Annotated in this window: 16 protein-coding genes; 13 read left to right on the top strand and 3 right to left on the bottom strand. The window is 57.7% G+C overall.

The features are described 5' to 3' along the window. Both glmS and glmU read right to left on the bottom strand, forming a co-directional pair. Entirely contained in the window at positions 1–1,821 is a 1,821-nt protein-coding gene (gene glmS, locus AC2FMY_RS16655; RefSeq protein ID WP_496748397.1) for a glutamine--fructose-6-phosphate transaminase (isomerizing), read from the bottom strand. A 6-nt stretch (positions 1,822–1,827) separates the two neighbouring features. Then, positions 1,828–3,177, bottom strand: coding sequence for a bifunctional UDP-N-acetylglucosamine diphosphorylase/glucosamine-1-phosphate N-acetyltransferase GlmU (gene glmU, locus AC2FMY_RS16660; protein WP_496748396.1), 1,350 nt, complete (start codon positions 3,175–3,177; stop codon positions 1,828–1,830). A 133-nt stretch (positions 3,178–3,310) separates the two neighbouring features. On the opposite strand from glmU, the gene AC2FMY_RS16665 reads away from it, so the two are divergent. From AC2FMY_RS16665 to AC2FMY_RS16675, 3 genes are all read left to right on the top strand, one after another. After that, complete coding sequence (locus tag AC2FMY_RS16665) at positions 3,311–3,994, top strand: HAD-IA family hydrolase (protein WP_496748395.1); 684 nt, start codon at positions 3,311–3,313, stop codon at positions 3,992–3,994. A gap of 47 nt (positions 3,995–4,041) precedes the next feature. Beyond that, positions 4,042–5,232, top strand: a complete 1,191-nt coding sequence (locus tag AC2FMY_RS16670) for a DegT/DnrJ/EryC1/StrS family aminotransferase (RefSeq protein ID WP_480749275.1) — start codon at positions 4,042–4,044, stop codon at positions 5,230–5,232. A 178-nt stretch (positions 5,233–5,410) separates the two neighbouring features. Beyond that, complete coding sequence (locus AC2FMY_RS16675; protein WP_496748430.1) at positions 5,411–6,574, top strand: isovaleryl-CoA dehydrogenase; 1,164 nt, start codon at positions 5,411–5,413, stop codon at positions 6,572–6,574. 51 nt (positions 6,575–6,625) lie between these two features. Here the strand turns inward: AC2FMY_RS16675 and AC2FMY_RS16680 are convergent, their stop codons facing one another. After that, positions 6,626–7,231 carry an OmpW/AlkL family protein gene (locus AC2FMY_RS16680; RefSeq protein WP_480749277.1) on the bottom strand — a complete coding sequence of 202 codons (606 nt, stop codon included), beginning with the start codon at positions 7,229–7,231 and terminating at the stop codon, positions 6,626–6,628. A gap of 191 nt (positions 7,232–7,422) precedes the next feature. On the opposite strand from AC2FMY_RS16680, the gene AC2FMY_RS16685 reads away from it, so the two are divergent. The 10 genes from AC2FMY_RS16685 (at position 7,423) to AC2FMY_RS16730 (ending at position 17,491) form a co-directional block, all read left to right on the top strand. Next, positions 7,423–8,937: an AMP-binding protein gene (locus AC2FMY_RS16685; RefSeq protein WP_496748431.1), complete on the top strand. Its 1,515-nt coding sequence runs from the start codon at positions 7,423–7,425 to the stop codon at positions 8,935–8,937. Further along, positions 8,934–9,854, top strand: a complete 921-nt coding sequence (locus AC2FMY_RS16690; RefSeq protein WP_496807743.1) for a hypothetical protein — start codon at positions 8,934–8,936, stop codon at positions 9,852–9,854. The genes AC2FMY_RS16685 and AC2FMY_RS16690 overlap by 4 nt, the downstream gene beginning before the upstream one ends. Further along, entirely contained in the window at positions 9,851–11,455 is a 1,605-nt protein-coding gene (locus tag AC2FMY_RS16695) for a carboxyl transferase domain-containing protein (protein ID WP_496748427.1), read from the top strand. The genes AC2FMY_RS16690 and AC2FMY_RS16695 overlap by 4 nt, the downstream gene beginning before the upstream one ends. 529 nt (positions 11,456–11,984) lie before the next feature. After that, positions 11,985–13,922, top strand: coding sequence for an acetyl/propionyl/methylcrotonyl-CoA carboxylase subunit alpha (locus AC2FMY_RS16700; protein ID WP_496748426.1), 1,938 nt, complete (start codon positions 11,985–11,987; stop codon positions 13,920–13,922). 65 nt (positions 13,923–13,987) lie between these two features. After that, entirely contained in the window at positions 13,988–14,842 is an 855-nt protein-coding gene (locus AC2FMY_RS16705) for a hydroxymethylglutaryl-CoA lyase (RefSeq protein WP_496748425.1), read from the top strand. A gap of 9 nt (positions 14,843–14,851) precedes the next feature. Then, on the top strand, positions 14,852–15,634 hold the full coding sequence (locus AC2FMY_RS16710; RefSeq protein ID WP_496807744.1) for a crotonase/enoyl-CoA hydratase family protein: 783 nt from the start codon (positions 14,852–14,854) through the stop codon (positions 15,632–15,634). Positions 15,635–15,826: 192 nt separating this feature from the next. Then, complete coding sequence (locus tag AC2FMY_RS16715; RefSeq protein ID WP_480749284.1) at positions 15,827–16,192, top strand: NADH-quinone oxidoreductase subunit A; 366 nt, start codon at positions 15,827–15,829, stop codon at positions 16,190–16,192. Next, on the top strand, positions 16,183–16,716 hold the full coding sequence (locus AC2FMY_RS16720; protein WP_480749285.1) for a NuoB/complex I 20 kDa subunit family protein: 534 nt from the start codon (positions 16,183–16,185) through the stop codon (positions 16,714–16,716). The genes AC2FMY_RS16715 and AC2FMY_RS16720 overlap by 10 nt, the downstream gene beginning before the upstream one ends. Beyond that, positions 16,713–17,318 (top strand): NADH-quinone oxidoreductase subunit C, encoded by a 606-nt coding sequence (locus AC2FMY_RS16725; RefSeq protein ID WP_496748561.1) that lies wholly within the window; start codon positions 16,713–16,715, stop codon positions 17,316–17,318. Before AC2FMY_RS16720 ends, AC2FMY_RS16725 begins: the two co-directional genes overlap by 4 nt. Continuing rightward, positions 17,318–17,491, top strand: a complete 174-nt coding sequence (locus AC2FMY_RS16730) for a hypothetical protein (RefSeq protein ID WP_480749287.1) — start codon at positions 17,318–17,320, stop codon at positions 17,489–17,491. The genes AC2FMY_RS16725 and AC2FMY_RS16730 overlap by 1 nt, the downstream gene beginning before the upstream one ends. Position 17,492 lies beyond the last annotated feature (1 nt).

Genomic DNA, 17,492 nt, shown 5'->3' on the forward strand with positions numbered 1-17,492 from the left:
TTACTCCACCGTTACGGATTTCGCCAAGTTGCGCGGTTGGTCGACATCCGTGCCTTTTGCAACTGCCGTGTGATAGGCCAATAACTGCGCGGGAACAGCGTAGAGGATCGGCGCAAGGCTGTTGTGGATATGTGGCATTCGGATCGTCGACCAGACGCCATCTTCGGCATCCGAAATGCCGTCATCGTCTGACACCAAAATGACCTTGCCCTTGCGTGCCATGACTTCCTGCATGTTCGACGTCGTCTTGTCGAACAACCCGTCGTGCGGTGCCAGAACCACCACAGGCATGTGTTTGTCGATCAGGGCTATGGGGCCATGCTTGAGCTCGCCAGACGCGTAGCCCTCGGCGTGTATATAGCTGATTTCCTTTAACTTTAGCGCCCCTTCGAGCGCTAGAGGATACATAAGTCCGCGGCCCAAGAACAGGACGTCGCGCGCTTCGCTGAGTTGCTGCGCGGCGACCCGGATCGCGTCATTCTGATCCAGAGCGGCGTTAAGCGCCGATGGCAGTCCTCGCAATGCAGAGAAGTGATCCGATAGTTGGTCGTGGGTCAGAGTTCCGCGATCTGCAGCAGCTTTCAAAGCCAGTAACAGCAACACCGTTAATTGGCAGGTGAAGGCCTTGGTAGATGCGACACCGATTTCAACACCTGCATGAATCGGCAGGGCGATATCGCTTTCCCTCGCGATCGAGCTCTCGGGGACGTTGACGACGGATACTATCCTGTCTGCTTTTCCTTCGCAGTATCGCAACGCCGCCAGAGTGTCGGCGGTTTCGCCCGATTGGCTTACGAACAGGGCAAGCGTTCGTTGCACCAAAGGCGGTTCGCGGTAACGGAATTCGGACGCGATATCGACCTCGACCGGAATTTTCGCCAGCTGTTCGAACCAGTATTTTGCCGTCAGGCAAGCATAAAAGGCTGTGCCACAGGCGACCATGGTCAAACGGTCAATCTTGGAAAAATCCAGATCTTCCGGAAGGCTTACCTGCTCACTTCCGGATGGCAGATAAGACCGAATGGCATCGGCAACGACCACCGGCTGTTCATTGATCTCTTTGGCCATGTAATGCTTGTAGCCATCCTTGCCGGTTCGGGCGTGATCGAGTTTGATTTCTCGGATTTCGCGGTTCGCCAACTCTCCGCTTTCCGTCCGAATTTCTACGGAGGACCGAGTTACGACCGCTCGGTCTCCTTCTTCCAGATAAGTGATGCTGTTGGTCAATGGGGCCAGGGCGATGGCATCGGACCCCACGAACATCTCGCCCTCGCCGTGACCGATGGCCAACGGCGACCCTTTGCGCGCCGCAACGATCAGGTCCTCTTCGCCTTCAAAAAGAAAGGCGAGAGCAAATGCGCCGTGGAGTCTGTCAATTGTTTTGAAGGCGGCTGCGACCGGATCCAGACCGCCCCGCATATGATGTTCCGTCATCAACGCGACGGTTTCGGTATCCGTTTCGGTTTGAAACTTGATACCGTTATCAGCCAGTTCCGCACGTAGTTCCCGGTAGTTTTCGACGATGCCGTTATGGACAACTGCTACCGGGCCGGCGCGATGGGGATGCGCGTTGCTGATGGAAGGTGCGCCGTGCGTGGCCCAGCGTGTGTGTCCAATGCCCGACTTGCCGGCCAAGGGCTCGTGTACCAGCAGATCGCTGAGATTGACCAGTTTGCCCACCGCCCTGCGACGATCCAGTGTGCCATTATTGATTGTGGCAATCCCGGCGCTGTCATAACCGCGATACTCAAGCCGTTTGAGCGCTTCCACCAGGATCGGCGCCGCCTCGTGATGGCCTAAAACCCCAACAATTCCGCACATAGAAACTTATCCTTTATCGCGGCGAGCCTTTTTCGCCTTCAACATATCAAACAATTTACGCGCATAACCGGGTTTGTTTTCCTGTTTGGCGCGCGCGACCGCCAATGCATCCGGTTCAACATCACGAGTGACGACTGTTCCGGTTGCCGTCATCGCCCCGTTACCTAAAGAGACAGGCGCAACCAACATGGTGTTCGAGCCGATAAAGACGTTATCCCCAATGCTCGTGTAGTGCTTCATCACGCCGTCATAATTGCAGGTAATCGTGCCAGCGCCGATATTCGTCGACGCTCCAACCGTGGCATCACCGATATAGCTGAGGTGGTTGACCTTGGCGCCCTCGCCGATCTCGGCGTTCTTGATTTCCACAAAATTGCCAATTCGGGCGTTCTCGGCCAATTCGGCGCCGGGTCGCAAACGGGCATATGGCCCGACAATCGCGCCTTGGCTGACGTGGCAGCCCTCGAGATGTGAAAAGGCTCGGATTGTGGCACCGCTTTCTATGGTGACGCCCGGCCCAAACACGACATGGGGTTCAATGATAGTATCGCGGCCGATCACGGTGTCCGCCGCCAGGTAGACAGTTTCAGGTGCCATCAATGTGACGCCAAGTTCCAGCAACTCTTCTCGTGCCCTCGATTGGAACACGGCATCGGCTGCCGCCAGATCTGTGCGCGAGTTCACCCCGAGCGTTTCCTCCTCATCACAGGCAATGGCAGTGACCTTCAGGCCTTGATCCCGGGCGATCTCAACTAAATCAGTCAGATAGTACTCACCCGATGCGTTGTCGTTGCCGACACTTGAAATGAGTGAAAACAATAGTTGTGAATCGCAGGCCATCAGACCTGAGTTGCAAAAGGTTATGCAACGTTCATCTGCCGAAGCGTCTTTGAATTCGACAATACGCTCCAACATATCGCCATTCATTACCAATCTACCGTATCTCGCCGGATCGGCGGCTTCGAAGCCGAGAATGACCAGATCGTTCCCCCTCCGAGCCTCAATCATTCTTTCGAGAGTGTTTGGTCGAATGAAGGGCGTATCACCATACAGCACCACAACGTCGCCGTGGAACCCGTCCAGCACGGTTCGAGCTTGATTGACAGCATGGGCCGTCCCTAACTGTTCGTCCTGAACAACTATCCTCGCTCGTTCGTCTTCCGCGCAGGCCTCTTGGCGCACGGCTTCCGCGCCATGACCGGCAACCACGATGGTGTGCTCGGGGTTCAGTACCGCGCCTGCCCGCATTGCGTGGATTAGCATGGGGACCTGTGCTATCGGATGCAGAACTTTTGGTAATTCCGAATTCATCCTGGTGCCTTTTCCGGCCGCGAGGATGACCAATGCAGTGCTCATGAATAGGTTTTCTCTTTCGTTTTGTTGCTGACCGTTTTATCCGCTATGTCCAAAGGCGCAAGCAGTTCGGTGATCAAACAAAATTGCCGATTGCAACACGACAAGGCGAAATCCCGCCGAGCATGGAGACGGAATGCGCACGGTTATCTTTGATCTGGATGGAACCCTAGCAGATACGTCGGGTGATCTTCTGGCGGCCGCAAACCATTGTTTTCGGCTGATGGGGCATGGTGATATTCTAGTGCCCGGCGAGGATGCCGGGATTGCCCTGCGTGGTGGAAAAAAGATGCTGACACATGGTCTGGAACGTCTGGACTGTTATCAGGCTGCCACGGTCGATGAATACTATCCGATCCTGCTGGCAGCTTACGGAGAGGCCATCGACCACCACACGCAATTCTACCCTGGTGCGCTGGCTGCGGTGGATGCGTTGCGGGCAGCAGGATACAAGGTTGGCATCTGCACCAACAAGCCCGAAGCCTTGGCCGATCTGCTGCTGACGCGCCTGGGCGCGCGTGACATTTTCGACTCGCTGATCGGAGCTGACACCCTGCCTGTGCGCAAACCCGATCCTGAACCATTGCGCGAGGCTGTTCGCCGCGCCGGAGGTGATCCGGACCGGTGCATTTTGGTCGGGGATTCCGACACCGACAGGAACACGGCGCGCGCTGCCGGGGTTCCGTCTGTTCTGGTAACATTTGGACCATCTGGCGACGACATGGCTGCGCTTGGTCCTGAGGCGTTATTGCATCATTTCGATCACTTGCCCGCCTTGGTCGCGGAGTTGATCGGGCAACCAGAGCCAGTCGGGTTGTAGCCAGCTTTCCAACCTCTGCCCGTAGTATTGCTGGGAGCATAATAGACATGACCGAGAAGTTTTCAGGCAGCTTCACCCAACAGGAGCCGATCCCCGATGATGCCATCGAGGCCGCAGTTGCGGTTATGCGCCATGGGCGGTTGCATCGCTACAACGTTGTCCCGGGCGAGATGAGTGAAACGGCGTTGCTCGAGCAGGAGTTCGCAGCCCAGATGGGCGCGAAATACTGCGTCGCTGTTGCATCGGGCGGTTATGCGCTTGCAACCTCATTGCGCGCTACTGGTGTAAAACCCGGAGATCCAGTGCTGACCAATGCCTTTACGTTGGCTCCGGTTCCCGGCGCGATTGCTTCGGCGGGTGGTCGACCGGTTTTTGTTGGTGTCACCGCGGGATTGACGATTGACCTCGAGGATCTCGCGGCAAAGGCAGGTCAGGCGAAAGTTTTGATGCTTAGCCATATGCGCGGCCATCTGTGCGACATGGATCGGTTGATGCAGATTTGTGATGAAGCCGGAATTAGGGTGATCGAAGATTGCGCGCATACGATGGGCGCGCGCTGGAACGGTACGCTGTCGGGACGGCAGGGCGCCATAGGGTGCTATTCTTGCCAAACATATAAACACGTAAACTCGGGTGAGGGTGGCTTGCTGATCACCGATGACGAGGAACTGGCGGCGCGAGCGGTGATGATGTCGGGTTCATACATGCTATACGAACGTCATGTGGCGGCGCCGGGACCGGAAGTGTTTGAGCGCATCAAGTACCATACTCCGAACATTTCGGGGCGGATGGACAATTTGCGGGCCGCGATCCTGCGCCCCCAGTTGCGCGATCTGGAAACACAGGTGGCGCGCTGGAACGATCGTTATCGCGAGATCGAGGCAGGCTTGCGTGACACGCCGGGCCTAACCGTTGTCGAGCGACCCGAGGCGGAATTCTATGTCGGATCGTCCATTCAGTTTCTTCTGCTCGACTGGTCCGCCGAACGCGTCGGCGAGGTGATCCGCCGATGTGCCGAGCGCGGGGTTGATCTGAAGTGGTTCGGCGGAACGGAACCCAGTGGCTTCACTTCGCGGTATGACAGTTGGCGCTATGCCGATTGTGAGCGCTTGCCAAAAACCGACCGCATTCTGGCTGGGGTCATTGACATGCGTGTTCCTCTGACATTCTCGCTGGACGATTGCCGTTTGATCGCACGCATCATTCGGGCCGAAGTCGGTGCGGTGTTTCAATCCTGAATGAACAAACACAGGCAGCGTCCGACACATTTTGAAGCGGCGTTCTGGAGACGGGGCGCCGTTTTTTTAGTTTCCGGTCGACGTGGGGTCGCGGGGAAACACAATCGTTGACCGAAAAGAGATTCGCTGTTATCTCATTATTGAACAAGTGTTCAATAATTGCGAGAGGAGAGCGCAGATGTTCACCGCGACCATGCAATTCGATCTGGGCGAAGATGTGAACGCCCTGCGTGATATGGTGCATCGCTGGGCCCAGGAACGGGTCAAGCCGATGGCCGCAGATATCGACAAGACCAATGAATTTCCCAACGATCTTTGGAAGGAGATGGGTGAGCTTGGCCTGCTGGGCATCACCGTGCCCGAGGAGTACGGCGGTTCGGGAATGTCGTATCTGGCTCACACAGTCGCCGTTGAAGAGATCGCGCGGGCCTCGGCCTCGGTATCCCTGTCGTACGGCGCTCACTCGAATTTGTGCGTGAACCAAATCAAGCTGAACGGTACCGAGGAGCAGAAACGCAAGTACCTGCCGCGCTTGGTCTCGGGAGAACATGTGGGCGCTCTGGCGATGTCCGAACCTTCGGCAGGGTCTGACGTGGTGTCGATGAAGTTGCGTGCCGAAAAGCGGAACGATCATTATCGCCTGAACGGCAACAAGTATTGGATCACCAACGGTCCGGATGCGGATACCTTGGTCGTCTATGCCAAGACCGATCCCGAGGCGGGATCGAAAGGGATTACTGCCTTTCTGATCGAGAAGGAGATGAAGGGGTTCTCGACCTCTAACCATTTCGACAAACTTGGAATGCGTGGCTCGAATACCGCTGAACTGATCTTTGAGGACGCCGAAGTGCCGTTCGAAAACGTGCTGGGCGAGGAGGGTAAGGGAGTTGCCGTCCTGATGTCTGGTCTCGACTATGAACGGGTTGTGCTGGCGGGTATCGGGCTGGGTATCATGGCGGCCTGCCTAGATGAGGTCATGCCGTATCTGGCCGAGCGCAAGCAGTTCGGCAAACCTATTGGCACGTTCCAGCTGATGCAGGGCAAGATTGCGGATATGTACACGGCGATGAATTCGTCGCGTGCCTATGTTTATGAGGTGGCCAAGGCCTGCGACCGCGGTGACGTGACCCGGCAGGATGCGGCGGCCTGCTGTCTCTATGCTTCTGAACAGGGAATGGTTCAGGCGCATCAGGCCGTACAGGCGATGGGTGGGGCCGGGTTCCTTTCGGATGCAGCCGTCAGCCGTATTTTCCGCGACGCCAAATTGATGGAGATCGGCGCAGGTACCAGCGAAATTCGCCGGATGCTGATCGGGCGCGAGTTGATGAATACTATGCTCTGAAAACGGATCGCCCCGCCACGGTTGAGGTGACGGGGCATTGCGGTGCAAGGATCAGAAACGATGAACGTAGGTGAGTCCAATCAGCCACGGATCGACTTCGGCAGTGCCGATACCGGCGCCGTCCAAGGTTACGTCAGTGTCGATATCGAACCAACGCACGTTCAGGCGGACAGCACCGGTGTCGCTGATCTGATAGTCAAGGCCAGCCTGCAGAGAAACGCCAAAGGAATCGTCGGCCTTGAGGTCGCCCAACGGCGATTGTTCATCAAAGAACACGGTATAGTTCAGGCCTGCGCCGACATAGGGCTTCCAGGCGCTGTTGGTCGGGAAGTGGTAGTTCAGCGACAGGGTTGGCGGCAGGTGCTTGACGCTGCCCGCGTCCACGCTTCCACCGAGGGTAACATCGTGCTCGAAGGGGGTGGCTGCCAGCAACTCGATCCCCAGGTTGTCGCGGATGAAATACTCGACAGTAAAGATCGGGCGCGTGTCATCATCGATCGACGCACTGAAGCCAGCAAGCGATCCGTTGTCGGATTTGGGGTCCAGGTAGCCGAAACCGACACCCACTGTCCAGTCGCCACGCGATTGGGCGAAAACGGGAGCGGCGAGGGCGGTCAGTGCCGTGGTCAATGCCAGTACGGCGGCTGTGCGTTTCATGGTGACTCCTTTAGAAACCGTTTGATTTCGCGCGTTAATGCCGTTTTCCGCATGTGTTCTGCGAAGTTCTCTGATTTGAATCAAATTCATCTGTGGTGGAGGCGTTTGCGAGGCAACCGTGAAGTGTTTGCGTTGGCTACGCCCCTTGCAAACAAGGGTATGAACAAGCATCGGCCGGAGGTCGTTTCGTGATGCGCATACCGGGTATGCATCTAGGAGGTGGATGGGATATTCCACCTCGTCTCAACATGGCGCGGCAATGTCTGCAAGGCGCCGATGATCAGACCGCGATCATCGACCTGACCGGCTCAGAACGGGTCGAAATCTCTTTTGCCGACCTGCGCCAGATGGTCGAACGCCTGTCCCGCCGCCTTCTGCACGAGGTTGCGCCGGGTGACCGGGTCGGCGTGCTGCTCAGTCAGTCCCCATGGTGTGCGGCGGCCCATCTCGCGATCTGGAAGATTGGCGCGATCTCGGTACCACTGTTCAAACTGTTCAAAAGGGATGCGCTGTGCACCCGCGTGGGGGATGCCGGGGCGAGGATCGTGCTGACCGACGCCGAAGGGGCAGCGTTGCTCGGCGATCTGGCCACCCCGTTTATGGTCGATGAAACCGGCGAGGATGGCGGGCCAGTGCCCTTTGCCGATACCGGCCCCGAGGATCCGGCGGTGCTGATCTATACCTCGGGCACCACCGGCAGCCCCAAGGGCGCGCTGCATGGCCATCGGGTTCTGACCGGGCATTTGCCAGGTGTCTCGATCAGCCACAATCATCTGCGCTACGGCGACTGCCTGTGGACCCCCGCCGATTGGGCGTGGATCGGGGGGCTCTTCGATGTGCTGATGCCGGGTCTTGCGCTGGGCATTCCCGTCGTTGCCGCGCGGCTTGAGAAATTCACCCCCGATGCCTGCGCTGACATCATCGCGCGCGGCGGAGTGCGGAACGTCTTTTTCCCTCCAACGGCGCTGCGAATGCTCAAGGCGGCGGATCAGGCAATCCTCGGTCTGCGCTCGGTCGCGTCCGGGGGTGAACCGCTGGGGGCCGAAATGCTGGCATGGGGGCAGAAGGCATTTGGTCTGACGATCAACGAATTTTACGGCCAGACTGAATGCAACATGGTCGTATCATCCTGCGCCGAAGATTTCCCTGTGCGCCCGGGCTGTATCGGTAAACCGGTGCCGGGGCATGAGATTGCAGTTGTCGATGAGGACGGCAACCCGACCGGCGAAGAGGGCGACGTGGCCATCCGGCGCGGCTCGGCCTCGATGCTGCTGGAATACTGGAACCGGCCCGACGCGACCGCTGAGAAGTTCCGCGGGGATTGGCTGATCACCGGTGATCGTGGCGTGTGGGAGGGCGACTATCTGCGCTTCGTGGGTCGCGATGATGATGTGATCACCTCAGCCGGATATCGCATCGGCCCAGCCGAGATCGAGGATTGCCTGCTGACCCACCCGGCAGTGGCGACGGTGGGGGTGGTCGGCAAACCCGACCACCTGCGGACTGAGATCGTAAAGGCCTACGTGGTATTGAAGCCTGGGATCGAGGCCTCATGCCAGGAGTTGCAGGATTGGGTGAAGGACCGTCTGGCGCAGTATTCCTATCCGCGCGAGGTGGCGTTTTTGGACGAGTTGCCGATGACGGTGACGGGGAAGGTCATTCGGAAGGAATTGAAGGCGCGGGCGGCGGGGGAGGGAAGCATATGAGGTCCAACCATAAACCCTCAGGTGAAACGCTCCTTGCTATGATCGACTCAGTTGACGTAAATTTTTATCGCACCTTTGATCCATTTTATTTTTGGACAATGGCGGACTGTGTACATGCTGCTAAACCATCAGCACTGCGATTGGTTGATCAGGAGAGTGGCCAAGTCCTGGAAGATCACCCCCTGCTAGAACGTTTACAAAGATCTAGAGAAAACTACGAGAGTTACGCATCCTACACTTTGCGAGCTCTGCGATATTTTTCATCGGAAACTCTCTTGCTTCTGCTGTTTGCTCAACCAATGAAAAACCCTTTTGCAAGGGTAGCTTCAGTAATGCGTGGTGACACTCTGCTAAAACCGGTTCGCGAAATTTCGAACGGACGAGTGCCAGTTGGATATGAGGCTAAGGTCGGGGATCGTTGTTTGTCCTTTGACGAATGGGTTTCGTACAGAGCTTTCGGCAATCATTCCCATCTCAAGGAAACCGAAACATTGGATTTGGTTTGCTTGGTTCAAGAAGAAGCGGAGCTGCTTTCTGAGCGAGGCGCCATTAGCGCGTACAAGCATGGTAAGCCGACCTCTTTTGGTGACGGAATTCGGTTGGAGCTAAAGAACGATGATGAACAGTATTTGCCTGTAAATGAGGTTTTGTCAGGAATTAACTGGGTGGATTGGTTTGAAAGAAGATCTCAGGGACTATCAATTGCTTTTTGCACTGAAGTTTTGGACCCGCACGGCGACAAAGAAAGACTTTTTGCTTCCGCTCTTTTTATGGACGCAGTTTGTCGAATTCGAAGAGAAAATTGTGCAGGTGATGGGTGTGAGGCAGTAGAAGTTCCCAGAGGCTTCAAGACCGGGCACAAGGTTCAACGACAAAAGTTCAAGTTTGAAATCAAGGCTGATGGAGGCGCAAAATGAAACTCACATCCAAGGCGATGCCCTCCTCGGACGGCTTCAAGCGAAACCGCGAGGCGCATCTGGCGGCTCTTGCGCAGATCAGCGAGGCGGCGGAGGCCGCGCGCATGGGCGGCGGCGAGAAATCCCGTGCCCGCCATGAAAGCCGCGGCAAGATGTTGCCGCGCAGGCGGGTGGCGAACCTGCTTGATCCGGGGTCTCCGTTCCTGGAAATCGGAGCTACGGCGGCGCATGGGATGTATGATGGCGCGGCCCCGAGTGCTGGTGTTGTTGCAGGTATTGGCCGCGTGCACGGGCAAGAGGTCATGGTAGTCTGCAACGACGCCACCGTGAAGGGCGGCACCTACTATCCGATGACGGTCAAGAAACACCTGCGGGCGCAGGAGATTGCCGAGGAAAACCATCTGCCCTGCATCTATCTGGTCGACAGTGGCGGCGCGAACCTGCCCAATCAGGATGAGGTGTTCCCGGACCGCGACCACTTTGGCCGTATCTTCTACAATCAGGCCCGGATGAGCGCGAAGGGTATCCCTCAGATCGCCGTGGTGATGGGGTCATGTACGGCTGGCGGCGCTTATGTGCCAGCGATGTCGGACGTGACGATCATCGTCAAGGAACAGGGCACCATCTTTCTTGCGGGGCCACCGCTGGTGAAAGCGGCGACGGGTGAGGTGGTGAGCGCCGAAGACCTCGGTGGCGGAGACGTGCATACGCGCCTTTCGGGCGTGGCCGATTACCTGGCAGAGGATGACGCACATGCTCTGGCTTTGGCGCGACGCGCGGTGCAATCACTGAACCGTCGCAAGCCGCTGACGGTGGATTGGGCCAGCCCCGAAGAGCCTGCCTTTGACCCCGAGGAAATCCTTGGCGTGGTTCCCGCGGACCTGAAGACGCCATATGACATCCGCGAGGTAATTGCGCGGTTGGTCGACGGCTCACGTTTCGACGAGTTCAAGCCGCGCTTTGGCGAGACCATCGTGTGTGGATTTGCCCATCTCAAGGGCTGCCCAATCGGAATTATCGCCAACAACGGCGTGATCTTCAGCGAGGCGGCGCAAAAGGCCGCGCATTTCGTGGAACTCTGCAGCCAGCGCAAGATCCCGCTGGTCTTCCTGCAGAACATTACCGGCTTCATGGTGGGTCGCAAATACGAAAACGAGGGCATTGCCCGTCACGGAGCCAAAATGGTGACGGCTGTGGCGACGACGAACGTGCCCAAGATCACCATGCTTGTCGGCGGTTCCTTCGGGGCGGGCAACTATGGCATGGCGGGCCGGGCCTATCAGCCGCGGTTCCTGTGGACATGGCCCAGTTCCCGAATATCGGTGATGGGTGGCGAACAGGCGGCGGGCGTTCTGGCGACCGTCAAGCGGGATGGCATTGAACGTTCGGGGGGCACCTGGTCGGCCGAGGAAGAGGCCGAGTTCAAGCGCCCGACGCTGGAGATGTTCGAAGAACAATCGCACCCGCTCTATGCTTCGGCCCGTCTGTGGGATGACGGCATCATCGACCCGCGCAAAAGCCGCGATGTGTTGGCCTTGTCGCTGAGCGCCGCGCTGAACGCCCCGATTGAAGAGACACGTTTCGGCGTGTTCAGGATGTGAGGGCTAGGATGCCAAGGGCGAGTTTCATTGCTTTCTTGGTGATTTGTTGGAACCACGGCGTGCTCGCGGCTCAGTGGTGGCCGGCACTGGGTTGGAATTGCGATGAGAAGGCTCGGCACTTCGCTGCATATACAATTTATTTTGACGCTAACAATCAGATGCCTGCCACAAGAGATGGTTTCTATGTTCCGATGGCAAAGGGTTGGGATAGTCCGAAAGAAGAAGTCCCGGTGCTAACGTGCGAACTTGGAAAGGCACAGAAAATTGAAATAATACGTGTCAGCCTAAAAGTGCCTTCTCCCAGAGGGGTGTGCGGAGCCGGGGCTTACTCCGATTACAGCTTGCGATACAACGGTATTGAACGCGCGCAGTTCGCGATTGGTTGCTCCGCAAGCACTTTTGTTAGCATCAGCGAAAACTACGGGCAGATCTGTAACACGGCGCAGTCCAACGACCCATGTCGACCTCTAAAAGAGGGCACGATTCCAATACTGAATGCCTTTGGGCATTTCAGCGAGAGGCCACAGTAATGTTCAATAAAATCCTAATTGCCAACCGGGGCGAGATTGCCTGTCGGGTGATGGAAACCGCTCAGAAAATGGGTGTGTCCTGCGTTGCGGTGTATTCCGATGCCGATGCCGGCGCCAAACATGTGGCGATGGCGGACGAGGCGGTGCATATCGGCGGCCCGGCGCCCGCCGACAGTTACCTCAAGGGCGACGTGATCATCGCTGCCGCTTTAGAAACCGGTGCGCAGGCGATCCATCCCGGTTATGGGTTCCTGTCCGAGAACCCCGGATTCGTGGATGCGGTCGAGGCGGCGGGGCTGACCTTTATCGGTCCCTCGGCCAGCGCGATCCGTGCGATGGGCCTCAAGGATGCCGCCAAGGCGCTGATGCACGAGGCGGGCGTGCCCGTGGTACCCGGCTATCACGGCGACAACCAGGATCCCGAACATCTGGCGGGCGCCGCCGATACCATCGGCTATCCGGTGCTGATCAAGGCGGTCGCGGGCGGCGGCGGCAAGGGGATGCGCCTGGTCGAGCGCCCGCAGGATTTCGCAGCGGCGCTCGACAGCGCGCGGGGTGAGGCCAAGACCGCCTTTGGCAATGACGCCGTGTTAGTCGAGAAATTCGTCGCCAAGCCCCGCCATATCGAAGTGCAGGTGTTTGGCGACGGTACCCATGCGGTGCATCTGTTCGAACGTGACTGCTCGCTGCAGCGGCGACACCAGAAGGTGATCGAAGAGGCCCCGGCACCCGGAATGACCTCCGAAATGCGTGAAGCGATGGGGCAGGCAGGCGTGCGTGCCGCCGAGGCGATAGGATACAAGGGGGCCGGAACCGTCGAGTTCATCGTCGATGCCTCGGACGGTCTGCGGCCTGACCGGTTCTGGTTCATGGAGATGAACACCCGTCTGCAGGTAGAGCACCCGGTGACCGAAGCCATTACCGGCGTCGATCTGGTGGAATGGCAATTGCGCGTGGCCGCCGGAGAGAACCTGCCGAAACGACAGGACGAACTGATCATTACCGGCCATGCTTTCGAGGCAAGGCTCTATGCCGAAGATGTGCCAAAGGGCTTTCTTCCCGCAACGGGAACATTGACCCACTTGCGTTTCCCCGACGAATGCCGCGCCGACAGTGGCGTGCGGGCGGGTGACACGATCAGCCCCTGGTACGATCCGATGATTTCGAAGGTTATCGTTCACGGTCCGACCCGAGAAGTGGCTTTGGCAAAGTTGGACCGGGCGTTGAGCGGCACGCAGGTGGGCGGGACCGTAACCAATCTGGCGTTTCTCGGAGCTCTGACCCGGCATACGGGGTTTGCAGCGGGTGATGTCGATACTGGCCTGATCGGTCGCGATCTGGAGGCGTTAGTTCAAGAGCCTATTGCCGAACCTCGGCACAAGGTGGCGGCGGCGATGACTGCATTGGGGTTGGTTGAAACTGAGGCGCATACTGGTTTTTCGATTTGGGCACCTTTGCACCGCGCAGTCGAGATATCCTGGCAGAACGAGCCGCGCGCGTTGGATGTACAGGTTCTGGGGCCGGTTCGGCAGCTATGGCAGGTCGGGGAAGATCAGGTGCTGGCAGAGCGTCGCAATGGGCGCTGGCAAATTGGAGGGCGTGCGATGCCCGACACCTCGACCGCGGGAAAAGTTGTCACCGTGTTTGACTGCTACGGTTTGGCTTTCGAAATAATTGATCCGCTGGATCGGGATGCGTCTGTCAGCGGCGATACCAATGTTATAGAAGCTCCCATGCCGGGGCTGGTAAAGGCCGTGTTTGCCAAGGCCGGTCAAGCTGTGAATGAAGGGGATCGTCTGGCCATTCTGGAGGCGATGAAGATGGAGCATTCGCTTTTGGCCGCCCGGGATGGAGTGGTCGCTGAAGTGCTTGCCAGCGCAGGCGATCAGGTGGAAGCTGGTGCGGCGCTTGTCCGGCTCAAGGACGATGCCGACTGAGTTCCCGCGCCTGTTTGGCAGTTGGACTGGGAATTTGTGACCAGAAAGAAGCAGGAGGCTCGCCCATGGCGGAGCGTGTGGAAATATTCGAAGTCGGTCCGAGGGATGGGCTTCAGAACGAGAAGCGTGAAATTCCGGTAACAGATAAGGTAGCGCTGGTTGATTGCCTGAGCCAGGCCGGGTTCAACCGCATTGAAGTTGCAAGCTTCGTGTCGCCCAAATGGGTGCCGCAGATGGCGGGTTCGGCCGAGGTTCTCGCGGGCATCACAAGGCGGAACGGCATTCGGTATGCCGCGCTGACACCAAATATGCGGGGCTATGAAGATGCTCTGGCGGCGGGAGCCGACGAAGTCGCCGTGTTCGCGTCGGCGTCGGAAGGGTTCTCCAGGGCCAATATCAACGCTACGATCGAGGAAAGCATCGAGCGGTTCGTACCCATTCTGGATGCTGCACGCCACATTGACATGCCGGTGCGCGGTTATGTGTCTTGTGTGACCGATTGCCCTTATGACGGGCCGACGGCGCCGGAGAAGGTCGCCGAAGTGGCTGATATACTGTTTTCGCGAGGCTGCTACGAGATTTCACTGGGCGATACGATTGGCCGGGCCACTCCGGACAAAATCGCCAGGATGCTGCTGGCCGTGCGGGAAAGGGTACCGGTTACGCGCCTTGCCGGACACTATCATGACACCGCAGGTCGGGCGATCGACAATATTGATGCGTCCTTGTCTTTAGGCGTAAGGGTTTTTGATGCCGCCGTCGGAGGGTTGGGCGGCTGTCCCTATGCGCCCGGCGCCGCCGGGAACGTGGCGACCGAAGCGGTTGACGCGCACCTTAAACGGCTGGGATACGAAACGGGTCTGGATGCCTCGGTATTGGAGCGGGCTGCAGGCATAGCTCGCGCGATGAGAGCAGGGTGAGGAAACAGCATGTTTGAAACGATCTCGCTGGAAACAGATGCGCGTGGTGTTGCGACGCTGACACTGGATCGGGCAGAAAAGCATAACGCGATGTCTGCGAAGATGCTGGCCGAGTTGACGGCTGCCGCAAGGCAATTGGCGGCGGACGAGGCTGTTCGGGTCGTGATCCTGACCGGGGCCGGCAAGACATTCTGCGCCGGTGGCGATCTGGGCTGGATGCAGGACCAGATGGCGGCTGATCCAAAGTCCCGCTTTGTCGAGGCGCGGAAGCTGGCCGAGATGCTGCAGGCGATAAATACATTGCCCAAGCCGGTGATCGGAGCCTTGCAGGGAAACGCCTTTGGTGGCGGCGTGGGAATGGCTGCGGTTTGTGATATCGCGATTGGTGTTGATATTCTGAAAATGGGCCTGACCGAGACGCGTTTGGGGCTGATCCCGGCAACCATCGGTCCCTATGTTATCGCCCGAATGGGAGAGGCGAGGGCGAGACGGGTGTTCATGTCGGCTCGTCTTTTCGATGCCAATGAAGCTGTTGAATTGGGGCTGCTGGCAAAGGCAGTACGGGGAGATAAACTGTCCGAAGCGGTTGAAAGAGAGGTGACCCCATACCTTGCCTGTGCACCTGGCGCCGTTGCATCTGCCAAGCGGCTCGCTCGACAACTGGGACCACGGATCGACGAAGATGTGATCAACCGGACGATTCAGGCTTTGGTGGACAGGTGGGAAACCGAAGAAGCGAAGGAGGGAATCGCGGCGTTCTTCGACAAAAGAAAACCTGCATGGATCACGTAGGTTTCACTTCTATTGCGTGCAAACCGGTATTTGCGAAAACATTCGATAAACCCGGTGCCTAACGCGGCGATTTAACCTGCCTGTCGCGTTCGCGCTTGGTTGACCCTCTGACCCGGCAGGGGTAGAGAATGTCCAGTCAACTCGCAAATTGACGGCACGTTCAAAGGTGGACGTGCAGGAAAGGAGCCATTCGTGGAAGAGCTGTTGCGGGAATACCTCCCGATCCTGGTTTTTCTGGCCGTCGCTGTCGGCCTTGGAATCGTCCTGATTCTCGCGGCTGTCGTTCTGGCTGTCCGCAACCCCGACCCCGAAAAGGTAAGTGCCTATGAATGCGGTTTCAACGCATTCGACGATGCGAGGATGAAATTCGACGTCCGCTTTTATCTGGTGTCGATCCTTTTCATCATCTTCGATCTTGAAATCGCAATGCTGTTTCCGTGGGCCGTGAGCTTTAAAGACATCAGCGACGTCGGGTTCTGGTCGATGATGGTGTTTTTGGCGGTACTGACCATCGGCTTTGCCTATGAATGGAAGAAGGGGGCCCTGGAATGGGAATAATGACAGGGGCGAACACAGCTGATGTCGACAAGGAAGTCGCGACCCGGGCCCTGAACGCGGAATTGCAGGACAAGGGCTTCTTGCTGACCTCGACCGAGGATATTATCAACTGGGCGCGTACGGGTAGTCTGCATTGGATGACCTTTGGCCTGGCCTGCTGTGCTGTGGAAATGATGCATACGTCGATGCCGCGTTACGATGCCGAGCGGTTCGGCATCGCGCCACGCGCGTCCCCACGCCAGTCGGATGTGATGATCGTGGCCGGAACTCTGACCAACAAGATGGCCCCGGCGTTGCGCAAAGTTTATGACCAGATGCCCGAGCCACGCTATGTGGTCTCGATGGGGTCCTGTGCCAATGGTGGCGGCTATTACCACTATTCCTATTCGGTGGTGCGCGGTTGTGATCGGGTTGTTCCGGTTGACATCTACGTTCCCGGTTGCCCGCCGACTGCCGAGGCGCTGCTTTACGGTCTGCTCCAACTGCAACGCAAGATTCGCCGCACGGGGACGATTGTACGATGAGCGAAACATTGAACGAACTCGGGACCCATATCGAACTCAAACGCCCTGATTGTGTTCTGGGCTGGGATGTGAGCTTTGGCGAACTCAATGTGGATGTTGCCCCTTCCAATCTGGTCGATTTTATCGATTTCCTGAAGTCCGACCCCAATTGCAGGTTTTCCAGCCTGGTGGACATCGCAGGCGTTGATTACCCCGATCGCGGCAAGCGGTTCGACGTGGTCTATCACTTTCTGTCGATGTACCAGAATCAGCGCATCCGTTTGAAGGTGTCGGTCCGCGAGGATGACATGGTGCCTTCGATCGTGGATGTGCACCCTTCGGCCAACTGGTTCGAACGGGAAGTCTTCGACATGTTCGGAATCCTGTTTTCCGGCCATCCCGATCTGCGTCGCATTCTCACCGACTATGGATTCCGCGGCTACCCTCTGCGCAAAGACTTCCCGACCACAGGTTACACAGAGGTCCGCTATGATGAGGCGCAAAAACGCGTCGTCTATGAACCTGTAGACCTTGTGCAGGAATACCGGCAGTTCGATTTCATGAGCCCCTGGGAGGGTGCCAATTATGTTCTGCCGGGGGACGAGAAACAGGAGAGCAAGTGATGGGTGGCATCTGGTGGCTGATCCTTTCCGCGCTGACGATCATTCCGATGGTCAAGCTGTTACCGTTCTTCGGGATCAACAAATATTGGTGCCTGGCTTGCCTGATCCCCTTCGGTACGATTGCGCTTTTGTGGTGGATGGGCCTGAAGTTGCAAGAACTGGAGCGCCGTTGAG

It is taken from the genome of Ruegeria sp. YKSE079, assembly GCF_059612845.1.

Excerpts from the sequence above, each read along its gene's own strand:
- AC2FMY_RS16665 (WP_496748395.1), top strand. The coding sequence starts at position 3,311 with ATGCGCACGGTTATCTTTGATCTGGATGGAACCCTAGCAGATACGTCG.
- AC2FMY_RS16680 (WP_480749277.1), bottom strand. The coding sequence starts at position 7,231 with ATGAAACGCACAGCCGCCGTACTGGCATTGACCACGGCACTGACCGCC.
- AC2FMY_RS16675 (WP_496748430.1), top strand. The coding sequence starts at position 5,411 with ATGTTCACCGCGACCATGCAATTCGATCTGGGCGAAGATGTGAACGCC.
- AC2FMY_RS16705 (WP_496748425.1), top strand. The coding sequence starts at position 13,988 with ATGGCGGAGCGTGTGGAAATATTCGAAGTCGGTCCGAGGGATGGGCTT.
- AC2FMY_RS16730 (WP_480749287.1), top strand. The coding sequence starts at position 17,318 with ATGGGTGGCATCTGGTGGCTGATCCTTTCCGCGCTGACGATCATTCCG.
- AC2FMY_RS16700 (WP_496748426.1), top strand. The coding sequence starts at position 11,985 with ATGTTCAATAAAATCCTAATTGCCAACCGGGGCGAGATTGCCTGTCGG.
- AC2FMY_RS16725 (WP_496748561.1), top strand. The coding sequence starts at position 16,713 with ATGAGCGAAACATTGAACGAACTCGGGACCCATATCGAACTCAAACGC.
- AC2FMY_RS16670 (WP_480749275.1), top strand. The coding sequence starts at position 4,042 with ATGACCGAGAAGTTTTCAGGCAGCTTCACCCAACAGGAGCCGATCCCC.
- glmS (WP_496748397.1), bottom strand. The coding sequence starts at position 1,821 with ATGTGCGGAATTGTTGGGGTTTTAGGCCATCACGAGGCGGCGCCGATC.
- AC2FMY_RS16685 (WP_496748431.1), top strand. The coding sequence starts at position 7,423 with ATGCGCATACCGGGTATGCATCTAGGAGGTGGATGGGATATTCCACCT.
- AC2FMY_RS16710 (WP_496807744.1), top strand. The coding sequence starts at position 14,852 with ATGTTTGAAACGATCTCGCTGGAAACAGATGCGCGTGGTGTTGCGACG.
- glmU (WP_496748396.1), bottom strand. The coding sequence starts at position 3,177 with ATGAGCACTGCATTGGTCATCCTCGCGGCCGGAAAAGGCACCAGGATG.
- AC2FMY_RS16720 (WP_480749285.1), top strand. The coding sequence starts at position 16,183 with ATGGGAATAATGACAGGGGCGAACACAGCTGATGTCGACAAGGAAGTC.
- AC2FMY_RS16690 (WP_496807743.1), top strand. The coding sequence starts at position 8,934 with ATGAGGTCCAACCATAAACCCTCAGGTGAAACGCTCCTTGCTATGATC.
- AC2FMY_RS16695 (WP_496748427.1), top strand. The coding sequence starts at position 9,851 with ATGAAACTCACATCCAAGGCGATGCCCTCCTCGGACGGCTTCAAGCGA.